Origin of the sequence: Roseomonas nitratireducens (assembly GCF_017813355.1) — a bacterium.
GTDB classification, from domain to species: Bacteria; Pseudomonadota; Alphaproteobacteria; order Acetobacterales; family Acetobacteraceae; genus Neoroseomonas; species Neoroseomonas nitratireducens.
Window position 1 is genome coordinate 81571 of record NZ_JAGIYZ010000016.1, and the last position, 22642, is coordinate 104212.

Genomic DNA, 22642 nt, shown 5'->3' on the forward strand with positions numbered 1-22642 from the left:
GGCGGCGGGGCAGAAGGGTCACTCCTCCTTGAAGCCGTAGGCCGGGATGCCCTGCTCCGCGCCGTAGTACTTGTAGGGGAGGAACTTGCCGGTCATTTCGATCTTCACGCGGTCGCCCTTCTCATGGGCCATGCGCTCGAAATGGAAGTCGAAGTCGATGGCGGACATGATGCCGTCGCCGAACTCCTCCTCGATCAGCGCCTTCCAGGCAGGGCCGTTGACCATCACCATCTCGTAGAAGCGGTAGATCAGCGGGTCGGTCGGCGGCATGGCGGTGCCGCGATAGGGCACCTCGTTCAGCATCCGCTCCTCGACCTCGGACAGGCCGAACAGCGTCGCGGCCTTCTTCGCCAGCGGCTTCACCAGCTTCATCTGCCCCAGCAGCGCGCCCACGATCATGGTCGGCGCGACGCCGCCGATCTCCTCGCAGATGTACTTCCAGGTCCAGTTCTTCTCGCGCTTGATGTCGAGGATCTTCTCCGTGAGTTGCGCACGGGTCATGGCGTTCTCTCCTGTGGTCGGGGTGGCTATTCCGCCGCGAGGGGCGGCGGGGTCTCGATCGCGGGGCGCACTTCCGGCACGGCGCGCGGCGCCCAGCCCGCCGGCGGCGCCTTGGCGTCGAAGGCGGCGGAGCGGCTGATCAGGAAGTCGAGCACGTGGTCGCGCAGCGCGTGGTAGCCCGGCATGTGATGCAGGTTCGCCCGCGTGCGCGGCTTGGGCAGGGTGTTGACCACCACCTCCGCGATGCGCGCGCCGGGGCCGTTCGACATCAGCAGGATACGGTCTGCGAGCAGGATCGCCTCGTCCACGTCGTGCGTGATCATGAAGGCGGTCTGCTGGGTCTCGGTCACGAGCCGTGCGACCTCGTCCTGCAGCGACCCGCGCGTCAGCGCGTCCAGCGCGCTGAAGGGTTCGTCCATCAGCAGCATCTTGGGGTTGAGCGCGAGCGCGCGGGCGATGCCGACGCGCTGCTTCATCCCGCCCGAAAGCTCCGCCGGCTTGCGGTCCAGCGCATGGCCGAGGCCGACGCGCTTCAGCGCCTCCCGCGCCGCGGCATCGCATTGTGCCCGCGACCAGCCGCGATGGCGGCAGGACAGCGCGAAGGCGACGTTCCCCGTCGCGGTCATCCAGGGCATCAGCGCATGGCCCTGGAAGATCACGGCGCGGTCGAGCGAGGGGCCGGAGATCTCCGTCCCGTCCACGATCACCGCACCCTCGGTCGGGCCTTCCAGGCCGGCGAGGATGTTGAGGATCGTCGTCTTGCCGCAGCCCGAATGGCCGACCAGGCAGACGAATTCGCCGCGGTCGATGCCGAACCAGACATCCTCGAAGATGGTGGTCGGGCCGTAGCGGCGCGCGATGGCTTCCACCGAGACGTAGGCATTGCTCATGGCGTCACTCCCGCCAGGCCACGGCCTGGGCCACGAGGCCCAGCAGCCGGTCGAGCGCCAGGCCCACCAGACCGATCATCAGGATGGCGATGACGATGTCCGCGATGGACAGGTTGTTCCACTGGTTCCACACCCAGTAGCCGATGCCCGTGCCGCCCACGAGCATCTCGGCGGCCACGATCACCAGCCAGGCGATGCCGATGGAAATGCGCATGCCCGTCAGGATGGTGGGTGCGGCGGCGGGCAGGATGACGCGGATCGCCGTCTTCCAGGTGCCCGCTTCCAGCGTGCGCGCGACGTTCAGCCATTCCCGCCGCACGCTCGCCACGCCGAAGGCCGTGTTCAGCAGCATCGGCCAGATCGAGCAGATGAAGATGACGAAGATCGACGAGATGGCGCTGTCCTTGATCGAGTACAGCGCCAACGGCATCCAGGCGAGCGGCGAGACCGGCCGCAGCACCTGGATGAAGGGGTTGAGCGCGGCGTTCAGCAGCGGCGACATCCCGATCAGGAAGCCGAGCGGGATCGCGACCAGCGCCGCGAGCCCGAACCCCGCGCCCACGCGCAGCAGCGAATAGGCGATCTGCACGCCGATCCCCTGGTCGTTCGTGCCGCGCACGTAGAAGGGGTCGGAGAGCAATTCGACCAGCCGCGCGAAGATCGCCGACGGCCCCGGCATGGGCGTGGTGCCGCCCTGCGCGGCCGCCTGGCCGAGCAGGGCCGCGTATTCGGGGTCGATCGCGGGGCCGCTGCCGGAGCGCGGCATCACCGCCACTTCCCAGGCGACGAGGAAGACCGCGAGCAGCGCGAGCGACAGCCCCGCCGCCCGCCAGAAGGGAACCTGTGCCGTCATCGGTCAGGCGCGGATCGCGCGCTCGGTCCAGGCGCCGGGATTCGCCGGGTCGAAGGGACGGCCCATGATCGTCTCGACGCGCAGCGGGCTCGCCGGCACCGGCAGGCCGAGGTCACGCATCGCGCGCCCGGCATCGAGTGCCAGGAAGACCTGGGAGGCGACCTGCGCGTAGTCAACATCGCGCTGCAGCTGCCCCCAGCGGCGCATCTGCGTCATGATCCAGATGGCCATGGAATGCCACGGGAAGGGGTCGAAGCCGATGCGGTCGGGCACGCGCTGCACGCGGCCGAGGCCGTCGGCGAAGGTGCCGGTCAGCACCTGCTCGACCACCGTGGGCGGCTGGTTGAGGTAGTTCTGCCCGGCGATCGCCTGCGCCACCTCCCGCCGGTTCTCGGCCTTCTGGGAGTACGCGGTTGCTTCCACGATCGCGCGCATCAGCGCGGCGAAGGTGTTGGGCGTTTCCGTGATCATGCTGCGCGGCACGGCGAAGGCGCAGCACGGATGCCCGTCCCACAGCTCCTTCGTCAGGATGTGGATGAAGCCGACGCCGTCGAAGACCGCGCGCTGGTTGAAGGGATCCGGCCCCAGGAAGCCGTCGATGTTGTCCGCGCGCAGGTTGGCGACCATCTCGGGCGGCGGCACGGCGCGGATCTGCACGTCGCGGTCCGGGTCGAGCCCGTGCTCGGCCAGGTAGTGCCGCAGCAGGTAATTGTGGATGGAGAAGTCGAAGGGCACGGCGAAGCGGAAGCCGCGCCAGTCGCGCGGGTTGCGCTTTTCCCGGTGCTTGGTCGCGAGCGTGATCGCCTGGCCGTTGATGTTCTCGATCGCCGCGACGGCGAAGGGCTGCGGCTGCGCGACGCCGACGCCGAGGCTCATCGCGACCGGCATGGGGGCCAGCATGTGGGCGGCATCGTATTCGCGCGCGATGGCGCGGTCGCGGATCACCGCCCAGCCCGCGGTGCGGATCACCTCCACGTTCAGCCCGTGGCGGGAATAGAAGTTCATCGGATGCGCCATGATGATCGGCGTGGCGCAGGTGATGGGGATGAAGCCGATCTTGAGGTCGCGCTTCTCCGGCGCGCCGGCCGACCCTGACGCCCCCTGGGCCATGGCCTCGCGCGCGGAGGCGAGCGGGAAGACGCTCTCGATCGCGGCCATGACGGTGCCGGCGCCGAAGATGCGCAGCAGGGACCGGCGCGTCGAATCATCGGGGAAGACGGCCTTCATGACCGCGACCTCGGCCGCTTCGCCGAGCACGCCCGTCCCGTCGGCCGGCGCCGCCGCGGCGGCGGGCTCGCAGGCCAGGCCCGGCGCGTGCGCGCGGCCGCAGCCACAGGAATCGAGCCGGCTGTCCGCCGAGAAAGGGTTGTCGAACATCCGCGCCATGGCTGCCTCCCGCTTGCCGGCGAGAGATGGCCGGCGCGCCGGGGTCAGCAAGCCGCGTGCCGTATCATTATGCGCATCGGAATCGCGCAGCAGGCCGGATCACTGCCGAAGATATGAACTTTCTGCCCACGCCCTCATCAAATCGGTCGGCGTTACGCTCACCGCCCCCGCATGAAGGGCGTGGTGCGTCCATCGGGCAGCCAGATCGTGACCGGCCCCTCATACTCGTCGACATGCATCGGCGGGATCCGCGCCAGCCGCCCATGCGCGAGGTCGAGGGCGAATTCGCGATCCGAGGTCGCGGCCACCTGCGGCAGGACGGCTCCGACCACCTCCGCCCCGCTGGCGACGGCGAGTGCCTGGCAGAACTGCCAGCCGGCGCGGGTATCGGCCACCTGGCAGGCGCAGATCCAGATCCGGCGGATCTGCCCGTTCACCCGCGACCAGAGATGCGTGTTGCCCAGATGAAGCCCCGTGCCGAGCGCGACCCCGTCCGGGCCCCACATGCCATGGGCGTTGATGACGATTGCCGCGAGGCCGCCCTCGCCCGCCAGGCGAACCCCATGGGACACCATGGCGACGACGTTGTCGGGGCGGAGCGTGCGGTGCACCGTCTCGTTGAACCGCATCGTGTAGTGGTCCGAGACGCCGAAATCGGTCGAGTTGAGCGCAAGTGCGGGCTGCGGGATCGGGATCATGGCCTGTCTCCGGGCCAGGGGGGCCCGGCAGCATCGAGCACCCGCACGGGCCCGGGGCGCGACGAAGCGCTTCGCAGCGCCCCGCCGCCGACCTCCGGGTCAGACCACCGGGCTCGCCCCGCCATCCACGTTGATCGCCGCGCCGGTCACGTAGCCGCCCTGCTCGCTCGCCAGCAGCAGCGCCATCGCCGCGAATTCCTCGGCCTTGCCGATCCGCCCGAGCGGGACGGGCTTGCCCTGCTCGGCCTTCCACTCCTCCCAGGTGATGTTGCGCTTGTCCTGGGCGTGGCGGCGCACCCACTGGTCGCTCTCGATGATGCCGACCAGCATCGCGTTCACCAGCACGTTGTCGGGCGCGAACTCGTTCGCCAGCGCCTTGGTCAGGGCCATGCCCGCGGCGCGGGAGACGGAGGTCGGCGTGCTCGTCGCCTTGGGCGCCTTCGCACCGATGTTGAGCACGTTGATGATCCGGCCCCACTTCCTGTCCCGCATCCCCGGCAGCACCAGGCGCGACAGCCGCACCGCCGCGAACAGCTTCAGGTCGAGGTCGTCCTGCCACAGCGCGTCCGACACCTCGAGGAACGGCCCGCGCTGGGAGGTGCCGGCATTGTTCACCAGGATGTCCACCTGGCCGATCGCGCGCACCGCCCCCGCATGGGCCTGGGCGCAGCCTTCCGGCGTGCGGATGTCCGCGGCGATCGCCACGACCTTGGCGGTGGGCGCCGCGTCGCGCAGCTCGGCCTCGGCCTGCGCCAGCGCTTCCGCCCCGCGTGCGACGACCGCGACATTGCCGCCGGCCTGCGCGAAGGCCTTGGCCATGGCGAGGCCGAGCCCCTTCGACCCGCCGGTGATCAGCGCGCCGCGGCCGTTGAGCGTGATGTGCATGGAACCGTTCCCCCTGGAAGAAGCCCGCTCATCCTGCCCGAAGGCCAGCGCACCGCAAGGAAGGGGGGGTATGGGGCGACCAACGGGACTCGAACCCGTGACATCCAGGACCACAACCTGGCGCTCTACCAACTGAGCTATGGCCGCCACCGAGGGGGCGGGGAATAAGGCCGCGACCCCTGTCCCGTCAACCGCGGGGGCGGGGCGCATGGCAGACCCGCGCGGCCGCCCCGGTTGTGCCCCGCCGCGCCGGTCTGACATGGTGCAGCGCGACAGGAGCCCCTCATGAGCGCACCCAGCCAGACCCGCAGCCTCGCGCTACCCGCCGGCCTGCTCATCGCATGCGCGGTAGGCTGTGCAATTCTGGCCATGGGGCTGCGGCAATCCTTCGGCCTTTTCCTCGCGCCGATGACGGCCGAAAACGGATGGACCGCCTCGGGCTTCGCGTTGGCGATCGCGCTGCAGGTGCTGCTCAACGGCGTCTCCCAGCCGCTGACCGGGCAATTGGCCGACCGCTTCGGCGGGCGGAAGGTGATCATCGGCGGCGCGCTGCTCTACGCGACGGGCATCCTCGGCATGGCCTTCTCGGCCGGGCTGCCGCTCTTCACCTTCTTCGCCGGCGTGGTGATGGGCGTCGCGGTCTCGGCGGCCGGCATGCCCACCATCATCGCGAGCCTCACCCGCATGCTGCCGGAGGAGAAGCGCGGCCGCGCGGTCGGCCTCGGCACCGCGGGATCCTCGGCCGGGCAGTTCCTGATCGTGCCGTTGGCTGGGCTCGGCATCGCCGGCTTCGGCTGGCAATGGGCGCTGGTGGCGATGGCGTTGGCGGCGCTGCTGATGATCCCGCTCGCCATGCCGCTCAACGACAGGCCGGCGACCCCGGCCGCCAACGCAGCCGCGGCGGACAACGAGACGGCGCGCGCCGCGCTCTCCCGCGCCTTCCGCGACCCGTCCTTCTGGTGCCTGTTCTTCGGCTTCTTCGTCTGCGGCGTGCATGTGTCGTTCCTGACCGTGCACCTGCCGGGCTTCGTGCATTCCTGCGGGCTGCCGCTCTATGTCGGCGCCGGCGCCATCTCGCTGATCGGGCTGTTCAACATCGCGGGCTCGCTGATCTCGGGCGAGCTGACGCAGAAGTGGAAGCGGCGGGAATTGCTGGTGGGCATCTACGCCGCGCGCGGCGTGCTGATGACCGCCTTCCTGCTGATGGAGAAGACCACGACCAGCGTCATGATCTTCGCCGCGCTGATGGGCATCCTGTGGCTGTCGACCGTGCCGCCGACCGTCGCGCTGTGCGCGCGCAACTGGGGCACGCGCTGGCTCGCGACCATCTTCGGACTGGTCTTCCTGGGCCACCAGATCGGCGGCTTCACCGGCGCCTTCCTGGGCGGGCTGGTGTTCGACCGCACCGGGTCCTACGACCTGATGTGGGTCTTCGGGATCCTGGCGGCGGCCTTCGCGGCGATCGTGCACCTGCCGGTGCGCGACGGCCCGCGCCCCGCGCTCGCCGCCGCCTGAACGACGGGAAGGAGACACGCCGATGCGACGCCTTGCCTGCGCGCTTGCCCTGGCGCTGGCCGCCGCCCCCGCCGCGGCGCAGCAGCCCATGCCGCATGAATGGCTGTTCGGGTCCTGGACCGGCGGCCTGTTTCCCGCGGGGGAGACGGAGGGCGCGCGCTGCACCGCCCAGCCCAGCGTCATCTTCACGCGGGAGGTCGTGCTGCGCAGCGGCATCCTCGACCCCGCCTATCGCCAGCGGCTGATCGAGACCGTCGCCGGGCGCCCGGACGGCGCGACCTTCCGCTTCGTCCCCACGCCCGGCGGCCGCCTGCCGCCCGATGCCGCCTTCGGCTGCCAGGGCGGGACGGATGTGCTCGAGGTCCGGCGCCTCGGCCCGGATGAGATCGAGTTCCCGAACTGCCGGGACTTCCCCTCCACCCTCCGCCGTTGCGGGAGCCCCAACCGATGAGCCGTCCGAAGCGGATCGCCCTGATCCACGCGCTGCGCCACTCCCCGCCGCCGATCGAGGCTGCCTTCGCGCGGCTGTGGCCCGGCCAGGTGCTGATGAACCTGCTGGACGACAGCCTCTCGGCGGACCTCGCGCGCGAAGGCGCGCTGACGCCGCGCATGACGGAACGCTTCCTGACGCTCGCGCGCTACGCCGCCGGCACGGGGGCGGACGGGATCCTGTTCACCTGCTCGGCCTTCGGCCCCTGCATCGAGGCCTGCGCGCGCGACCTCGCACCCATGCCCGTGCTCAAGCCGAACGAGGCGATGATCGAGGAAGCGGTGACCAAGGGCACGCGCATCGGCCTGCTCGTCACCTTCCAGGGCACCATCCCGTCCATGACGCCGGAATTCCCCTCCGGCATCACCGTGGTGCCGAAGGTCGCCGAGGGCGGGCTCGCGGCACTCGATGCCGGCGACCTCGCCACGCATGACCGTCTGGCGATGGAAGCGGCGCGCGACCTTGCCGATTGCGACGCCATCGCACTCGGCCAGTTCAGCCTGGCGCGCGCGAAGGGGCTGGTCGAGCAGGTGACGGGCAAGCCCGTGCTGACCACGCCCGACAGCGCCGTGCTGAAGATGAAGCGCCTGCTGGGCGGCTGAGGCCGCGCTACAGCACTATCCGATCAGCCGTTTCCGGCTGGTCGGATAGTGCTCTACCCGCGCGGCCCCCAGGGCGATTTCCCGCTGCCCGGCTGCGCCGGCCCCTGCCACCAGGGGCCGCCGGGCGCCGGCGGGGCGGCGGCGGGGCCGATGCGCACCGTCTCGTCCTCCGACACCGATTGCTGCGCCCAGGGCGGGGTCTGGTCCTCCGCGATCGCCGGCGTCTCGATCGGCCCGGGGTCGCGGCCGCCGGCGAAGCGCACCAGCGCCGCGACGCGATCGGGGATCGGCGGATGCGTCGCCATGAGGGAGGAGAGCGCGGAATCCGTCGCATCCTCGAGGAACAGCGCGCGCACCTGCGGCGACACGTCCGGCATGTCGGCGCGGCCTTCCACCTTGCGCAGCGCCGAGATCATCGCATCCGGGTCCGAGGTGAGCTCGACCGCCCCCGCATCGGCGAGGAATTCCCGGTTGCGCGAGAGCATCATCCGCAGCACCGCGGCCAGCCCCCAGGCCAGCGCGATCATCAGCACGCCGATCAGCGCCGCCGCCCCCGCGTTCCGGGAGTTGCCGTTCACCCGCCAGCCGCTGTCGGAGGAGGATGAGCCCGCGCGCGCGACGCGCCGCGTGCGCGTCATCATGTCGAAGCCGAGCGAGATGACCCCGACGAAGACCGCCGCGATCAGCCCCAGCCGGGCATCGCCGTTGCGGATATGGGCGAGTTCATGCGCGAGCACCGCCTGCAGTTCGCGGTCGTCGAGCCCGTCCATCAGCCCGCGCGTGACCGTCACGGACCCGCTGTCGCGCGTCAGCCCCGCCGCATAGGCATTCAGCGCCGGCGTCTCGATGACGGCCAGCCGCGGCATGCGCATGCCGCGGGAGATGGCGAGGTTCTCGAGCAGGTTCCACAGCCGCGGTTCCTCCGCCCGCGTCACCGGCCGCGCGCCGGTCGCCCAGTCCAGGATCTTGTTGTGCGCGGCATAGGCGATGGCGAACCAGATGATCGCCGCCCCCCAGGCCATGACATACAGGCCCGGCAGGTTGCGCAGGGCATTGCCGAAGGCGCGGCCGAGGTCGCGCTGCTCGGACCCGAACACCAGGCCGAGGCCGAGCGCCATGACCGCGAGCAGCAGCGGGAAGCCCGCCAGCAGCAGCATCGACCGCCAGGCGGTGTTCCAGGCATGGGTGCGCAGGCCGAAGGCCTGCATGGCGGCGCCCCCCCGCCCGCTAGAAGCGGACCTGCGGCGTCGCCTGCACCGCGGCCCGATCGGCTTCGGGGATCTCGAAGAAGCCGCGCTGCTGGAAGCCCATGGACTTCGCGAAGAAGACGGCCGGGATGCTTTCCGTCATCGCGTTGTATTCGGCGACCGACGCATTGTAGAAGCGCCGCGCCGCGGCGAGCTTGTTCTCGATGTCCGACAATTCGGACTGCAGGCCGAGGAAGTTTTGGTTCGCCTTGAGGTCCGGATAGGCCTCCGACAGGGCGAAAAGCCGGCCGAGCGCCGCACCCAGCTGGCCTTCCGCGGGGCCCGCGGCGGCAGGCCCCTGCGCCTGGGCGGTGACGGCGGCGTTGCGCGCCTGGATCACGGCATCGAGCGTCGATTTCTCGTGCGCCGCGTAGCCCTTCACCGTCTCGACGAGGTTGGGGATCAGGTCGTGGCGCTGGTTCAGCTGCACATCGACATCGGACCAGGACTGGCCGGTCGCCTGCCGCAGCGCGACGAGCCGATTGTAGACCACCACCAGCCAGATGATGAGCACCGCGAGGATGCCGAGGATGACCCATTCCATGGTGCTGCGACCTTTTTTGAGCGACGGGGCGGGACTGTAACGGGCTTTTCGGCGCGCGCGAGAGGCGTCAGGTCACACCCCGCCCTACGCCTCACTCTTTCGTGAATTTCGTAACCCCCATTGGCTTTGACATTTACGGTCCATTCATTTCTAAGAGAGGTCATGTCAATCCTTCGTGATTGTCGTAATTTTGAGAAGTCTCCGATGCGGCTGCGCTCTTTCGCGATGACGGCGTCTCGCACCCTGATGGCCCGCCTGCGGCGCCGTCCCGCCCCCGACGCCGCGACCCAGGCCACCGTGCAGCAGCCCCTGCTGCCCCGCGCCGCCCGCCGCCGCCGCGGCGCCACGGCGGTCGAGCTCGCCCTCGTCGGCGGCCCCTTCTTCGTCCTCATCATCGGCACCATGGAAGCCGCCTGGCAGCTGGCCACCAGCGCCGCGCTCGACCATGCCGCGCTCAAGGCCAGCCGCTTCGGCGCGACCGGCACCAACAGCATCCCGGACTGGCAGCGCGCCGGCACCGCCCCGGCCGAACTGCCGAGCTGCCGCTCGACCGGCATCGCCTGGCTCGTCTCCTCCTCAACCGGCGGCCTGATCCGCGCCGGGGCGAACCTCACCGTCACCACCGCGACCTGGGGCAATGTCGGCAGCGTGACGGGCAACGGCACGGCGGGGGCGGGCACCGGCGGGCAGATCACCTCCTACAACATCCGCTACCGGCAGCCCTTCATCACCGGTCCGGTCGCCGCGAGCTTCTGGGGAACGAACGGCTTCACGCACCAGACAACGATCGTGATCAAGAATGAGCCCTTCGAAAACACCACCTGCTAGGCGCAGCCTTGCCCGGGCGATCGCCGGCCGCCGCGGCGTCGCGGGGTCGGAGCTCGTGCTCATGGCGCCCGTCTTCTTCCTCATCCTGCTGGCGACGGCGGACCTCGTGCGCGTCTTCCGCGCGCAGATCCGCATGGAGATGATCGCGGTCCAGATCGGCCAGATCGTGTCGCAATGCTCCCGTATCAACGCGCCCGGCGACACCTCGCAGTTCTGGGGCCATGCCGAGCGGATCGCGGGCGGCGTCGTCGACGTCAATTCGGCGACCGGCGGCGCCATGATCATCACGGCGATGAGCCGCAACAACGCCACCAGCAACCGCCTGAACTGGCAGATCCGCACCGGCAACAGCAGCACGAACAGCCTGTTCGGCACCGAGGCCGCGCCCACCCCCACCATCCGCGGCCGCAACAACCAGGCCTTCACCATCCCCGAGAACCAGACCCTGTTCACGACCGAGGTCTACGCGATCGTCGTGCCCTGGCGGATCAGCGCCGGGCTGATCGGCACCGCCCTGCCGAACACGCTTACCGGCGTGACGATGTTCCTCTCCCGCTCCCCGGAGCCGGGGCGCCTGCAGCAGCGCCCGACCAATTCGAACGCGAGGGACTGCACATGATGCGCCTGCCGAACCGCCGTGGCGCCATCGCCGCGATCAGCGCCGTGGTCGCTGTCGCGGTGATCGGCTTCGCCGGCCTGGCCGTCGACCTCACGCGCATCTGGATGGTGAATGCGCGGCTCAAGACCGCGATCGACGCCGCGAGCCTCGTCGCCGCCCGGCAGCTCGCCTTGCCCGAGGCCGAGCGCAACGCCCAGGTCCAGGCCATCTACTGGGCCAACATTTCGCAGAACGGGCGCAACTTCAACTACATGGGCGCGACCATCGGCGACCCGGTGGTCGCGCTGGTCGGCACCAACCGCGTCCAGGTCACCGGCAGCGCGACCGTGCCGACCACGCTTTTCAGCATCATCAACCGCGGCAACACGCCGATCGTCGACAGCGCCGTGGCCGAGCGCCAGGGCACCGGGCTCGAGCTCTCGCTCGTGCTCGACGTCACGGGCTCGATGGGCGTGGCCAACATCCAGGCGCTGCGCACCGCCGCGCGCGACCTGATCGACATCCTCTACGCCGGGGAGGAGCGCCAGCCGAACCTGTGGGTGTCGGTCGTGCCCTATACGGCGGTGGTGAACATCGGCCGCGGACGCGACTCCTGGCTCCAGCCCGGCAGCCTCAACACCACCGACTACCAGCCCACCGTCTGGCGCGGCTGCGTCGAGGCGCGCGTCGGCAACAACTACGGCGGCGCCTTCGACGAGACCGAGACGTCGCCGAGCACGGTGCGCTTCCGGCCGCATTTCTGGGCGTCCAACCGCTACGAGTACAGCCGGGAGGTCGTGAACGGAAACCCGACGGGCAGTTTCTGGGTCCGGCGCGGCAACAACATCATCAGGACCGCGACGCCGCTCGCCACCGACGTGCCGGTCAACCGCGGCGACAACCCCTGGATCCCCGGTCCCGGCGGCAACGTCGTCTCGAACGCGACCGCGGCCTGGAACGACGCGGTGTGGGAACCGAACCCCGAGGCCCCGGGGACGGACAACGAGGACGCCGCGCGCGGCAACGAGGCGCGCGGCCCCAACCTCGGCTGCCCGCGCGCGGTCCTGCCGCTGACGCGCGACCGCACGCCGATCCTCGCCCAGATCGACGCGCTGCGGCACACCCATCGCGGCGGCACCATGGCCAATCTCGGCCTGCAGCTCGGCTGGGGGACGCTCTCCCCGCTCTGGCGCGCCGACTGGGCGCTGACCGAGCAGCGCGAGGGCCAGCAGCTGCCGCTCGACTACGGCACGCGCGCCATGACCAAGGCGATCGTGCTGATGACGGATGGCGAGAACAACTGGTTCGACTTCCCGGACGGCGCGCCCGGCCGCTGCAACACGACGGGCGGCACGCCGCGCTGCGTGACCAACAACCCTGCCGTCGCCACCCTGCCCACCCCCGCGGACTGGCCCTGGCGCACCGTCGGCGGCGGCGGCGCGCACATCACGAACGACGATGCCGACCGCACAGCCTACGGGCGCCTGTCCGAGGAGCGGCTCGGCACGAACATCAACAACAACGCCCAGGGAACTGCCGAGATCAACGCGCGCATGGCGCGCTTGTGCACGGCGATCCGCGCCCGGGGGATCACGATCTATACGATCGTCTTCGACCCGAACAACAACCTCCCGACGGCGACGCAGGACCTGTATCGCAACTGCGCGACCGACCCGCGCGAGAACTTCGGCTACTTCCGCAGCCCCACCCGCGACGCTCTCAACCTTGCCTTCCGCACCATCGCGGGACAGCTCGCGAGCCTGCGGCTGGTGCAGTAGCCCCGCGCGACCATCCGATCACGCCGGATCAGCGTGATCGGATGTCGCGCCGCGGACTGGCGCAGGACATCCGGCCGGCCCATTCCCGGCCGATCGGAGATCGCTCTAGACCGGCAGGCTCGCCATCGCCGCGAGCCCGCCGCCCGGCCGGTTGCGCAGCACCACGTCCCCGCCATGCGCGCGCAGGATGTTGCGCGTGATGGTCAGGCCGAGCCCCGTGCCGCCCGTCTCCCGGTTGCGGCTGCCTTCCAGCCGCCGGAAGGGCGCGAAGACCGCCTCCAGCTCGCCCTCGGGGATGCCCGGCCCGTCATCCTCCACCGTCAGGCGCACGATCCCGGCCTCGGGCGGCGCCAGCACCAGCCGCGCCGCACCACCATAGGCCAGCGCATTGCCCACCAGGTTCGCCAGCGCGCGCTTCAGCGCGACCGGCCGCGCGCGGACCACCAGCCGGTCCGGCCCGGCATAGGAGATGCTGTCCGCCTTGTCGGGCTCGGCATCCGTCGCCTCGTCCGCCACCGTGCGGCACAGCGCGGCGAGGTCGATCGGCGAGGCCGGTTCCGCCGCCGCGTCGTCGCGCGCGAAGGCGAGCGTCGCCGCGATCATCCGCTCCATCTCGTCGAGGTCGGCCAGCATCTTCCGCCGCTGCTCGTCGTCGTCCATGAACTCGGCGCGCAGCCGCAGCCGCGTGATCGGCGTGCGCAGGTCGTGCCCGATCGCGGCCAGCATCTGCGTCCGGTCGGCGACGAAGCGGCGGATGCGCTCGGCCATCAGGTTGAAGGCGCGCGCGGCGGTCGCGACCTCCGACGGCCCGCTTTCGGGCAGAGGCGTCGCGTTCACGTCGCGCCCCAGCCGGTCGGCGGCTTCGGCCAGCAGGCGTACCGGGCGCATCAGCCGCGTCACCGCCCAGATGATCAGCAGCACGGCCGCGATCGTCATCACCGCGAAGGCGGCGAGGAAGGTCCCCGAATGCCATGGCCGCGGCGGCGGCATGCTGACGCGGATATTGACCCATTCCCCATCGGGCAGGCGCAGCGCCGCCGCGAAGCCGCCCGGCGGCAGCGCGCCGATCCGCGCTTCCCGCGGCCGTAGCCGCGGCGGGCCGCTGTTCACCAAATCGAGCCGGAACAGCCGCATCACCTCCGGCGGCGGCAGCGGCGCGCCCAGCCGCACCGCCGGGTCCCGGTCGAGATCCACCGTCAGCCCGTCCGGCAGGTCGAGATCGCCCAGCATCTGCGCCCGCCGGTCGGGCGGGGAGAGCAGCGCCGTGCGCCAGGCGCCGAAGGCACGCCCGGCGATCTCCCGCGCATGGATGAAGCGCTGCAGGTCCACGCGGTCCAGCGCATGGATCGTCAGCCCCGCAGCCTGCACCAGCATCAGCGCGAGGATCAGCCAGAAGGCGGTTCGCCCGCCCAGGCTCGCGGGCAGCCGGATCCGGCGGCGGGGCTCAGCCACGCTCGACGGTCGCCGCAAGCACGTAGCCGCCGCCGCGCACCGTCTTGATCAGGCTGGGGTTGCGCCCGTCATCCTCCAGCTTGCGCCGCAGGCGGGAGACGGCGACATCGATCGCCCGGTCGAAGGGCCCCGCCTGCCGGCCGCGCAGCAGGTCCATCAGCATGTCGCGCGTCAGCACGCGGTTCGGGCGTTCGACCAGCACCAGCAGCAATTCGTACTCGCCCCCCGTCAGCGACACCTCGGCCCCGTCCGGGTTCAGCAGGCGCCGCCGCGCCGGTTCCAGCGTCCAGCCGGCGAAGCGGATGATCTTGGCCGGCGGTTCCTTGGCCGGGCCCTCCCCGCTCGCGCGGCGCAGCACGGCGCGGATGCGGGCGAGCAGCTCGCGCGGGTTGAACGGCTTCGCGACATAGTCGTCCGCGCCCAGTTCGAGCCCCACGATGCGGTCCGTCTCCTCCCCCATCGCGGTCAGGATCACGATGGGCACGTCCGATTGCGACCGCAGCCAGCGCGCGAAGTCGAGCCCCGGTTCCCCCGGCATCATCAGGTCCAGCACCACGAGGTGGTACCGCCCGAGCGGCCAGGCCTTGCGCGCTTCGCGCGCGTCGCGCGCGGCGGTCACGCGCATGCCCTGCTTTTCCAGGAAGCGGGAGAGAAGGTCGCGGATCTCGCGGTCGTCGTCCACGACCAGGATGTGCGGGGCTGGCTCCATGCCTGTTACAATGGGCCCGTTCCGCCGCCGTTCATCGGGGGCAACGCGTATCTTTCCGTAACCGCCGCCGCCGCTGTTGCCGAGCGTTGCAATCCCGGCCCTTTGCGGGCTTCGTTCGCCGCATGCGCACCCTACCTTCCCGATCACGGACCGATGCCCGCCGCCTCCCCCGCGGGCACGGCTTCCCCGAGGCGGCGGGCGCGCTTCCCACGGCGCCCGCCGCCTCACCCCCCGCTCCCGACTGGGCGCGCGAGGGCATCGCCGAACTCGGCCGCATGGACCCCGACTTCGCCGGCATCGAGCCCCGCGCCGGCCCCCTTCCCTGGCGGCGGCGCGACCCCGGCTTCCCCGGCCTGCTGCGGACGATCTGCGGGCAGATGATCAGCAACCAGGCCGCGGCCGCGATCTGGGGGCGGCTCTCCGCCCTGCCGGGCGCGCTCGACCCGGCGGGGCTGCTCGCGCTCGATGACGACGCGCTGCGCGGGGCGGGCCTGTCCCGCCCCAAGGTGTCGCATGTGCGCGCGCTCGCCTCGGCCGTGGTGGAAGGGCGGCTCGACCTGCCCGCACTGCGCGCCGCGCCCGATGCACAGGCCATCGCCGCCATCGCCGCCATCCCCGGCCTCGGGCCCTGGACGGCGCAGGTCCACCTGCTGTTCGGCTTCGAACGGCCCGACGTCTTTCCGCCCGGCGACGTCGCGCTCGCGGCGGGGCTGGCGCACCTGAAGAACCTTCCTGAACGGCCGAAGCCGAAGGCGCTGGTGGAGATCGCGACCGCCTGGTCGCCCTGGCGATCGCTGGCCGCACGGCTGCTCTGGCACCATTGGCGGCACGCGACGGGCCGACCGGCGGGCGAGGCGGCGTAGGAACATCGGAGGGGCGCCGCCCCTCCGAACCTCCCCGCCGAGGGGCGAAAGGCCCGAAGGTAAGCGACCGGAGGGGCGCCGCCCCTCCGTACCTCCCCGCCGAGGGCCGAAAGGCCCGAACATGCGTGACCGGAGGGGCGCCGCCCCTCCGAACCTCCCCGCCGAGGGCCGAAAGGCCCTCGGTACCCCTCACCCGCCCTCGCAGATGGACGGCGCCTGGCAGGGATGGTTCCCTGAAGCACATGCACTTCCCGCTCTCGCCGCGCATCGGCGCCACGTCAGAACCACCCATCCCCTCCGTCCGCGCCTGGGCCTCCCGCTACGACGGCCGCGCGGGGCGCGTGCTCGACCTCACCCAGGCCGTGCCGGGATACCCGCCGCATGACGACCTGCTGGCGAAACTCGCCGCCTGCGCAGGCAGCACGGCCACATCCTCCTACGGGCCGATCGACGGCGAACCGGCACTGCGATCCGCCCTGGCGGAGGACATGTCGCGCGTCTACGGCGCGCGCATCGCCACCGACGACATCGCCATCACCTCCGGCGGCAACCTCGCCTTCACCATGGCGATGACGGTGCTCGCCGGCGCGGGGGAAGCGGTGATGCTGCCCGCACCCTGGTACTTCAACCACCGCATGGCGCTCTCGGCCCTGGGCATCCCCTGCGTGCCGCTCGAATGCCGCGCGGAGGACGGCTTCGTCCCCGACCCGGACCGCGCGGCGCGGATGATGCAGGGCGTGCGCGCCATCGTCCTCGTCAGCCCGAACAACCCCACCGGCGCGGTCTATCCGCCCGCGGTCATCGCCGCCTTCGCCGAGCTCGCCCGCCGCCACGGCGCCTGGCTGGTGCTGGACGAGACCTACCGCGACTTCCTCGACCCCGCGCAATCCCCGCCGCACGCGCTGTTCGCCGACCCGGCCTGGCGGGACAACGTCATCCACCTCTACTCCTTCTCGAAGGCCTATTGCGTGCCCGGGCACCGCGTCGCCGCGATCGCGGCCGGGCCGGCCTTCCGCGCGGCGCTGATGAAGGCGCTCGACACCATGCAGATCTGCGCGCCGCGCGCCGCGCAGGCGGCGCTGTCCTGGGCGGTGCCGGCTCTGGCCGCATGGCGCGACGGCAACCGCGCCATCATGGCCGCGCGCGCCGAAACCTTCCGCCGCGCCGCGGGGCAATTGCCTGGCTGGCGCCTCGACGCGCTCGGCGCGTACTTCGCCTATCTCCGCCTGCCCGAGGACGCGCCGGACGCCGTCGCGATGGCCGAGACTCTGGCCGTCGAGCGCGGCCTGCTCGGCCTGCCAGGCCCCTTCTTCGGCCCGGGGCAGGAGAGGCACCTGCGCCTCGCCTTCGCCAATGCCGAGGAAGCGGTGATCGCCGAGGTCCCCGCGCGGCTCTGATCCACCGCCGCACGGCGCGGCGGCACGCGCCCCGACGCCAGCGCGCCCGATAGGCGCCTCCGCCACGCCGCACGGCGGAGGCGATCGGTCACGCTTGCCTGCGCGCGATGCCAAACGATACATTTTCGATATGATCATCCCCCCGGCGCTGCCCGGCAGGCGCTGACCCGCCATGCCCGCGCCTCATCGCCGCCAACTCCCCCGCCCCGCCCCGCCTGACCCGGCCGCCCGCGCCGCCGCGGAAGCCGCGCTGCGCGCCCGGATCGGGCAAGCGCCGACGCAGCCGCAGCCCTGGCAGCAGCTCGCCCTGCTGCTGGCCGAAACCGGCCGCCCGGCCGAGGCGGCGGACGCCTTCGCCGAGGCCGTGCGCCTGGGCGCTTCCGCCGCCGCCATCGCGCTGCCCCATGCGCTCGCCCTGGAAGCGGCCGGGCGGCGGGAGGACGCGATCGCCACCGCCCGCGCCACGCTCGACAGGCGTCCCAAGGATTTTCCGCTCACCAACCTGCTCGGCGTGCTGCTCAAGCGCGCCGGGCGGCTGGCGGAAGCGGCCACGGCGTTCGAGGCGGCGAAGCGGCTCGAACCGCGCAACGCCTCCCCCTGGAACAACCTCGGCAACACGCTGCACCTCGCGGGCGACTTCGCGGGTGCTGCGGCCGCCTATGCCGGGGCGGCGCGCATCGAACCGCGCAACGCGGAATTCTGGCGGCTGCAGGGAAGGTCGCTGGCCGCGGCGGGGGAGGCCGATGCCGCGCGGCGCTGCCTCGACCGCGCATTGCTGGTCGACCCGCGCAACCTCGAGGCCGGCTTGCAGCTCTCCGGCCTGCTGCTCCAGGCGGGGGACAACGACCAGGCGCGCGCGTTGCTCGACCGGCTCGCATCGATGCATCCCGGCCATCCCGGCATCGGCGTGATGCGCGCGCGCCTCGCCTGGCGGGCGGGCGAGATCGAGGCCGCAAGATCGGGCTTCGCCGCGGTGCTCGCCGCGGCGCCGGGCCATGCGCAGGCCGCCATCCTGCTCTCCCGCCTGCATGGCGACGGCGAGCGCGCGGCGGCGAACCAGGTGCTGCGGGACGCGCTGGCGCACCGGCCGGCGGATGCCGAGCTCTCGGCCGAACTCATCGACAGCCTCGCGCGCAGCCGATACGGCTCCGAGACCGCGCATATCGAGGAAGCCTACGCGCTGGCCGTCGCGCATATGGACCGGCATCGCGACCGCATCGCCGAGGATGCCCGCCCGCTGCGCACCATCTTCCAGCGCTGCCTGGACGAGGCGCGGCTCGCCGCGACCGGCGCGCTGCCGGACCTCGCGCGCCGCTGGCTCGCCGATGGGCGCATCGCCCCGCTGCACTACGAGCTCGGCCAGGTCGCGACGATCGAGGACCGCATCCGCATCCTCGAATGGCACCGCGCCTGGGGCGTGCGCGCCGCACGCGGCGTGGTGCCGGTCGCACCGCTTGCGATGCCCGCGCTGGCGACAGGGCGGAAAATCCGCATCGGCTTCATGTCGAGCGACCTGCGCAACCACCCCGTCTCCTACTTCGCGCTGCCGCTGCTGATGGAGCACGACCGGGATCGCTTCGAGGTCTTCTGCTATTCCTTCTACGAGGGCGAGCGCGACGCGGTGCAGGCGCGCATCGAGCCATCGGTCCACGCCTTCCGCTGGTGGCCGCGCCGGCCGGACCAGCAGGTGGCGGAAGGCATCGCCGCGGACGGGCTCGACATCCTGTTCGAACTCGGCGGCAGCACCGCGATGAACAAGCTGGAGGTGATGGCCCGCCGCCCGGCGCGGATCGGCGCCTCCTGGCTCGGCTACCCGCATTCGGCGGGGCTGGAGGCGATCGACTACATCCTCGTCGACCCGCATCTCGCGCCGACCGATCCGCGGCTGCTGATCGAGCGCCCCTTCGAGATGCCGGAATCCTGGGTGGCGCTCGGCCCGCTCGGCTTCGGGCCGGAACCCATCCTGCCCGGCCTGCCGGAGGACCGCGCGGGGCGCGTCACCTTCGGCACCATGAACAACCCCTACAAGGTCACGGCGGCCTGCCTCGACGCCTGGGCCGCGGTGCTGCGGGAGGTGTCGTCCTCGCGCTTCCTCTTCGTCCGCCCCGAGGGCAATGCCGCGCCCTTCCAGGCCAATGCGCGCGCCGCCTTCGCCGCGCGCGACGTGGACCCCGACCGCATCGCCTTCGTCGGCGTGCGCGGGCGGCACCTGCAGCACTACAACGAGATCGACATCGCGCTCGACAGCCTGCCCCATGTCGGCGGCACCACCACCTGCGAGACGCTGTGGATGGGCGTGCCCGTGGTCACGCTGGCCGGCCCCGGCTTCCCCGAGCGGCTGTCGCATTCCAACCTCATCAATACCGGGCTGCCGGATCTCTCGACGAACAGTGTCGCGGACTATGTCGCGCGCGCCGCCGACCTCGCCTGCGACCGGGCGCTGCGGCTGCGGCTGCGCCATTCGCTGCGCGACCTGATCCGCGCCCGGCCGCTCGGCCAGCCCGGCCGCTTCACCAGGCATTTCTACGCGAAGGTCGAGGAGGTGGTGCGCGCATGACCGTCCTCGGCGCGCTGGAAGTCACGGAATGCCGCGCCTGTGGCGCGCCGCTCGGGCCGGTCTTCTGCGACCTCGGCCGCATGCCGGTCGCCAATTCCTACGTGCCGAACGCCGAAGCGGCGCGGCGCGAGCCCGCCTTCCCGCTGCGCGCCCTGGTCTGCACCGGCTGCCGGCTGGTGCAGTTGGACACGGTGGTGGACGAGGTCGGGATCTTCGAGGACTACGCCTATTTCTCCTCCATGTCCGATGGCTGGGTCGCCCATGCCGGGCGCTTCGCGGCGGAGATGGCGCTGCGGCTCGGCCTCGGACCCGGCAGCCTCGTGATCGAGGCGGCGAGCAACGACGGCTACCTGCTGCGTCACTTCCTCGCGGCCGGCATCCCCTGCCTCGGCATCGAGCCGGCGCGCAACGTGGCGGAGGTCGCGCGCGCCGCCGGCGTGCCGACGGAAGCCCGCTTCCTCGGCCGCGCGACGGCCGCCGAGATCGTCGCAGCGCGCGGCCGCGCGGCCGATCTCGTCGTCGCCAACAACGTGCTCGCCCACGTGCCGGACGTGAACGACTTCGCCGCCGGCCTCGCGGTGCTGGCGGGCGAAGCCGGGATCGTCTCGATCGAGGCGCCGCACCTGATCGCCATGGTCGATGGCGTGCAGTTCGACACGATCTACCACGAGCACTACGCCTACTGGTCGCTGCACGCGATGGAAGGGCTGCTCGCGCGGCACGGGCTGGTCGTGTTCGACGTGGAGCGCCTGCCGACGCATGGCGGGTCGCTGCGCGTCTTCTCCTCCGCCGCGCCGCGCCGGGGCAGCGCGCGGCTGGCCGATGTGCGCGCCGAGGAAGCCGCGCGCGGCGTCGCGCGCGATGAATTCTACCGTGGCTTCGATGCGCGCGCGCAGCGCGTGGTGGCGGGCTTCCGCGCCTGGCTCGCGGCGGCGCGGGCGGAAGGCCGGCGCATCGGCGCCTATGGCGCGGCGGCCAAGGGCAACACGCTACTGAACGCCGCCGGCGTCCGCGCGGGGGACATCCTGGCGGTCGCCGACCGCAGCCCGGCCAAGCAGGGGCGGCTGCTGCCCGGCAGCCATGTGCCGGTGGTGACGCCCGAGGCGCTGCTCGCCCTCGGCCTCGACGACATCCTGATCCTGCCCTGGAACATCGCGCGGGAGGTCGCCGGCCAGCTGCGCGGGGCGGGCTTCGCCGGACGGCTGCTGGTCGCGGTGCCGGAGATGCGGGAGGTCGCTCCGCGATGATGTTCCGCCCGACCCCGCTGCCGGGCGTGATGGAGGTGCTGCCCGCCCCATCCCGGGATGCGCGCGGCGCCTTCACGCGGCTCTGGTGCGCCGAGGATTTCGCCGCCGCCGGCATCGGCTTCCGCCCGGTCCAGGCCAGCCGGTCGGACAATGCGCGGCGGCACACGCTGCGCGGGATGCACTACCAGGCGGCGCCGCGGGCCGAGGCGAAGCTCGTCCGCTGCATCTCGGGCCGGGTGCATGACGTGGTGCTGGACCTGCGGCCCGACAGCCCGGCGCATCGGCGCTGGATCGCGGTCACGCTGTCCGCCCGGGAGGGCAACGCGCTGTTCATCCCCCCTGGCTGCGCGCATGGCTTCATGACGCTGACCGAGGATGCCGCGCTCGACTACCTGATCGACGCGCCCCATGCGCCGGAGCTCGCGCGCGGGGTGCGCTGGGACGACCCGGCCTTCGGCATCGCCTGGCCCGCGACGCCGGCAGTGATGTCGGAGCGCGACCGGTCCTGGCCGGACCATGGCTGAACGGGCGCTCGTCACGGGCGCGGCGGGCTTCGTGGGGCGGCAGGTGGTCGGACCGCTCGCCGCCGCGGGGTTCGAGGTGCATGCAATTCTGCATATAACGACGGAAGCCCCGGCCGGCGCGGCCTTCGGCCATCGCGCCGACCTGCTCGCCCCTGGCACCGCCGCCGCCCTGCTCCGCGACATCCGCCCCACCGTGCTGGTCCATGCCGCCTGGGTCGTGGCCCATGGGCGCTTCTGGACCGCGCCGGAGAACGCCGATTGGCTCGAGGCCTCGACCGACCTCGCGCGGGCCTTCGCCGCCGCCGGCGGGCGGCGCATCCTCGGCATCGGGAGTTGCGCGGAATACGCCGCCGCCGACCGGGACGACGCGCTGCCCTGGCCGGAGACCCGCGCCGTCGCGCCGGATACGCCCTATGGCCAGGCCAAGGCGGCGCTCGCCGAACGGCTGATGGGCCTGGCGGCGCGGACCGGCGTGTCCGTCGCCTGGGCGCGGCTGTTCCACCTGTTCGGGCCCGGGGAGCATCCGGACCGGCTCGTGCCCTCCGTCATGCGCGCGCTGCGACAGGGACGGCCGGCGGATGTCGCCTCCGGCACGCCGGTGCGGGACTTCTCCAGCACCTGGTTCGCCGGCCGTGCGCTGGCCGCGGTCGCGGCCTCCCGCCTGGAAGGGCCGGTGAACGTCGCCTCGGGCGAGGGGCGCGCGATCCGCGCGCTGGTCGGGGGCATCGCCGCCATCGCCGGCCGGCCGGACCTGCCGCGCCTGGGCGCCCTGCCCGACCGGCCGGGGGAGGTTCCCGTCATGGTGGCCGATGTCGCGCGGCTGCGGCGGGTGGCGGGCTTCACGGAAGCGGCGCCGGTCGAGCGTGACCTTCGCCGCCTCTGGGCGCTCACCTGCTGATGCCGACGGCGTCATGCCAGGGCACGCCCGGCCGGACGCGGATGATCGGGTGTCCTGTGCCCTCCATCATCGATGCGCGGAGGCCGGCCGGATCGGCGCGGTGTGGTCGCGGATGGGCAAGGACGCCGCATGGCGGGCATGAAGCGCTTCGGTGCCGCGCGCCGCACGTGCCGGTGTAAT

Annotated in this window: 22 protein-coding genes and 1 tRNA gene; 12 read left to right on the forward strand and 11 right to left on the reverse strand. The window is 72.0% G+C overall.

The features are described 5' to 3' along the window. Positions 1-18: 18 nt before the first annotated feature. The 7 genes from cynS to J5Y09_RS16545 form a co-directional block, all read right to left on the reverse strand. A complete protein-coding gene (cynS, locus tag J5Y09_RS16515) occupies positions 19-501 on the reverse strand; it encodes a cyanase (RefSeq protein ID WP_198375309.1) in 483 nt (160 codons plus the stop codon). A gap of 26 nt (positions 502-527) precedes the next feature. Further along, the gene (locus J5Y09_RS16520) at positions 528-1391 is read right to left on the reverse strand and encodes an ABC transporter ATP-binding protein (RefSeq protein WP_209352914.1); all 864 of its coding nucleotides are present in this window, start codon (positions 1389-1391) and stop codon (positions 528-530) included. A gap of 4 nt (positions 1392-1395) precedes the next feature. After that, positions 1396-2244: a nitrate ABC transporter permease gene (gene ntrB / locus J5Y09_RS16525; protein WP_209352915.1), complete on the reverse strand. Its 849-nt coding sequence runs from the start codon at positions 2242-2244 to the stop codon at positions 1396-1398. A gap of 3 nt (positions 2245-2247) precedes the next feature. Beyond that, a complete protein-coding gene (locus J5Y09_RS16530) occupies positions 2248-3630 on the reverse strand; it encodes a CmpA/NrtA family ABC transporter substrate-binding protein (protein WP_245217184.1) in 1383 nt (460 codons plus the stop codon). A gap of 158 nt (positions 3631-3788) precedes the next feature. Further along, complete coding sequence (locus J5Y09_RS16535; RefSeq protein ID WP_209352916.1) at positions 3789-4328, reverse strand: hypothetical protein; 540 nt, start codon at positions 4326-4328, stop codon at positions 3789-3791. A 99-nt stretch (positions 4329-4427) separates the two neighbouring features. Then, the gene (locus J5Y09_RS16540; protein ID WP_209352917.1) at positions 4428-5213 is read right to left on the reverse strand and encodes an SDR family NAD(P)-dependent oxidoreductase; all 786 of its coding nucleotides are present in this window, start codon (positions 5211-5213) and stop codon (positions 4428-4430) included. Between the two features lie 71 nt (positions 5214-5284). Continuing rightward, positions 5285-5360: transfer RNA gene (locus J5Y09_RS16545), tRNA-His, on the reverse strand. A 138-nt stretch (positions 5361-5498) separates the two neighbouring features. Between J5Y09_RS16545 and J5Y09_RS16550 the strand changes: the two genes are divergently transcribed. Genes J5Y09_RS16550 through J5Y09_RS16560 form a run of 3 tightly spaced genes read left to right on the forward strand, consistent with a single transcriptional unit; the run spans position 5499 to position 7820 of the window. Continuing rightward, the gene (locus J5Y09_RS16550) at positions 5499-6728 is read left to right on the forward strand and encodes an MFS transporter (RefSeq protein WP_209352918.1); all 1230 of its coding nucleotides are present in this window, start codon (positions 5499-5501) and stop codon (positions 6726-6728) included. Between the two features lie 22 nt (positions 6729-6750). Next, a complete protein-coding gene (locus J5Y09_RS16555; protein ID WP_209352919.1) occupies positions 6751-7179 on the forward strand; it encodes a hypothetical protein in 429 nt (142 codons plus the stop codon). Then, positions 7176-7820: an aspartate/glutamate racemase family protein gene (locus J5Y09_RS16560; RefSeq protein ID WP_209352920.1), complete on the forward strand. Its 645-nt coding sequence runs from the start codon at positions 7176-7178 to the stop codon at positions 7818-7820. Before J5Y09_RS16555 ends, J5Y09_RS16560 begins: the two co-directional genes overlap by 4 nt. Positions 7821-7873: 53 nt before the next feature. Here the strand turns inward: J5Y09_RS16560 and J5Y09_RS16565 are convergent, their stop codons facing one another. Further along, positions 7874-9028, reverse strand: coding sequence for a M48 family metallopeptidase (locus tag J5Y09_RS16565; RefSeq protein WP_209352921.1), 1155 nt, complete (start codon positions 9026-9028; stop codon positions 7874-7876). Positions 9029-9047: 19 nt separating this feature from the next. Further along, positions 9048-9611, reverse strand: a complete 564-nt coding sequence (locus J5Y09_RS16570) for a LemA family protein (protein WP_209352922.1) — start codon at positions 9609-9611, stop codon at positions 9048-9050. Between the two features lie 204 nt (positions 9612-9815). Between J5Y09_RS16570 and J5Y09_RS16575 the strand changes: the two genes are divergently transcribed. Genes J5Y09_RS16575 through J5Y09_RS16585 form a run of 3 tightly spaced genes read left to right on the forward strand, consistent with a single transcriptional unit; the run spans position 9816 to position 12815 of the window. Further along, entirely contained in the window at positions 9816-10439 is a 624-nt protein-coding gene (locus J5Y09_RS16575; RefSeq protein ID WP_209352923.1) for a TadE family protein, read from the forward strand. Further along, positions 10411-11058, forward strand: coding sequence for a TadE/TadG family type IV pilus assembly protein (locus J5Y09_RS16580; RefSeq protein ID WP_209352924.1), 648 nt, complete (start codon positions 10411-10413; stop codon positions 11056-11058). Before J5Y09_RS16575 ends, J5Y09_RS16580 begins: the two co-directional genes overlap by 29 nt. After that, positions 11055-12815: a pilus assembly protein TadG-related protein gene (locus J5Y09_RS16585; protein WP_209352925.1), complete on the forward strand. Its 1761-nt coding sequence runs from the start codon at positions 11055-11057 to the stop codon at positions 12813-12815. The genes J5Y09_RS16580 and J5Y09_RS16585 overlap by 4 nt, the downstream gene beginning before the upstream one ends. A gap of 105 nt (positions 12816-12920) precedes the next feature. Here the strand turns inward: J5Y09_RS16585 and J5Y09_RS16590 are convergent, their stop codons facing one another. Further along, entirely contained in the window at positions 12921-14267 is a 1347-nt protein-coding gene (locus J5Y09_RS16590; RefSeq protein WP_342451494.1) for an ATP-binding protein, read from the reverse strand. Beyond that, positions 14260-14976, reverse strand: a complete 717-nt coding sequence (locus J5Y09_RS16595; protein WP_209352926.1) for a response regulator — start codon at positions 14974-14976, stop codon at positions 14260-14262. Before J5Y09_RS16595 ends, J5Y09_RS16590 begins: the two co-directional genes overlap by 8 nt. Positions 14977-15251: 275 nt before the next feature. On the opposite strand from J5Y09_RS16595, the gene J5Y09_RS16600 reads away from it, so the two are divergent. From J5Y09_RS16600 to J5Y09_RS16625, 6 genes are all read left to right on the forward strand, one after another. Then, positions 15252-15839 carry a DNA-3-methyladenine glycosylase family protein gene (locus tag J5Y09_RS16600; protein WP_209352927.1) on the forward strand — a complete coding sequence of 196 codons (588 nt, stop codon included), beginning with the start codon at positions 15252-15254 and terminating at the stop codon, positions 15837-15839. Positions 15840-16081: 242 nt separating this feature from the next. Then, the gene (locus J5Y09_RS16605; protein WP_209352928.1) at positions 16082-17236 is read left to right on the forward strand and encodes an aminotransferase; all 1155 of its coding nucleotides are present in this window, start codon (positions 16082-16084) and stop codon (positions 17234-17236) included. A gap of 172 nt (positions 17237-17408) precedes the next feature. Beyond that, entirely contained in the window at positions 17409-19793 is a 2385-nt protein-coding gene (locus J5Y09_RS16610; RefSeq protein WP_209352929.1) for a tetratricopeptide repeat protein, read from the forward strand. Next, positions 19790-21040: a class I SAM-dependent methyltransferase gene (locus tag J5Y09_RS16615; protein ID WP_209352930.1), complete on the forward strand. Its 1251-nt coding sequence runs from the start codon at positions 19790-19792 to the stop codon at positions 21038-21040. Before J5Y09_RS16610 ends, J5Y09_RS16615 begins: the two co-directional genes overlap by 4 nt. After that, positions 21037-21564, forward strand: a complete 528-nt coding sequence (locus tag J5Y09_RS16620; protein WP_209352931.1) for a dTDP-4-dehydrorhamnose 3,5-epimerase family protein — start codon at positions 21037-21039, stop codon at positions 21562-21564. Before J5Y09_RS16615 ends, J5Y09_RS16620 begins: the two co-directional genes overlap by 4 nt. Then, the gene (locus tag J5Y09_RS16625; protein WP_209352932.1) at positions 21557-22462 is read left to right on the forward strand and encodes an NAD-dependent epimerase/dehydratase family protein; all 906 of its coding nucleotides are present in this window, start codon (positions 21557-21559) and stop codon (positions 22460-22462) included. The genes J5Y09_RS16620 and J5Y09_RS16625 overlap by 8 nt, the downstream gene beginning before the upstream one ends. Positions 22463-22642: the final 180 nt, after the last annotated feature.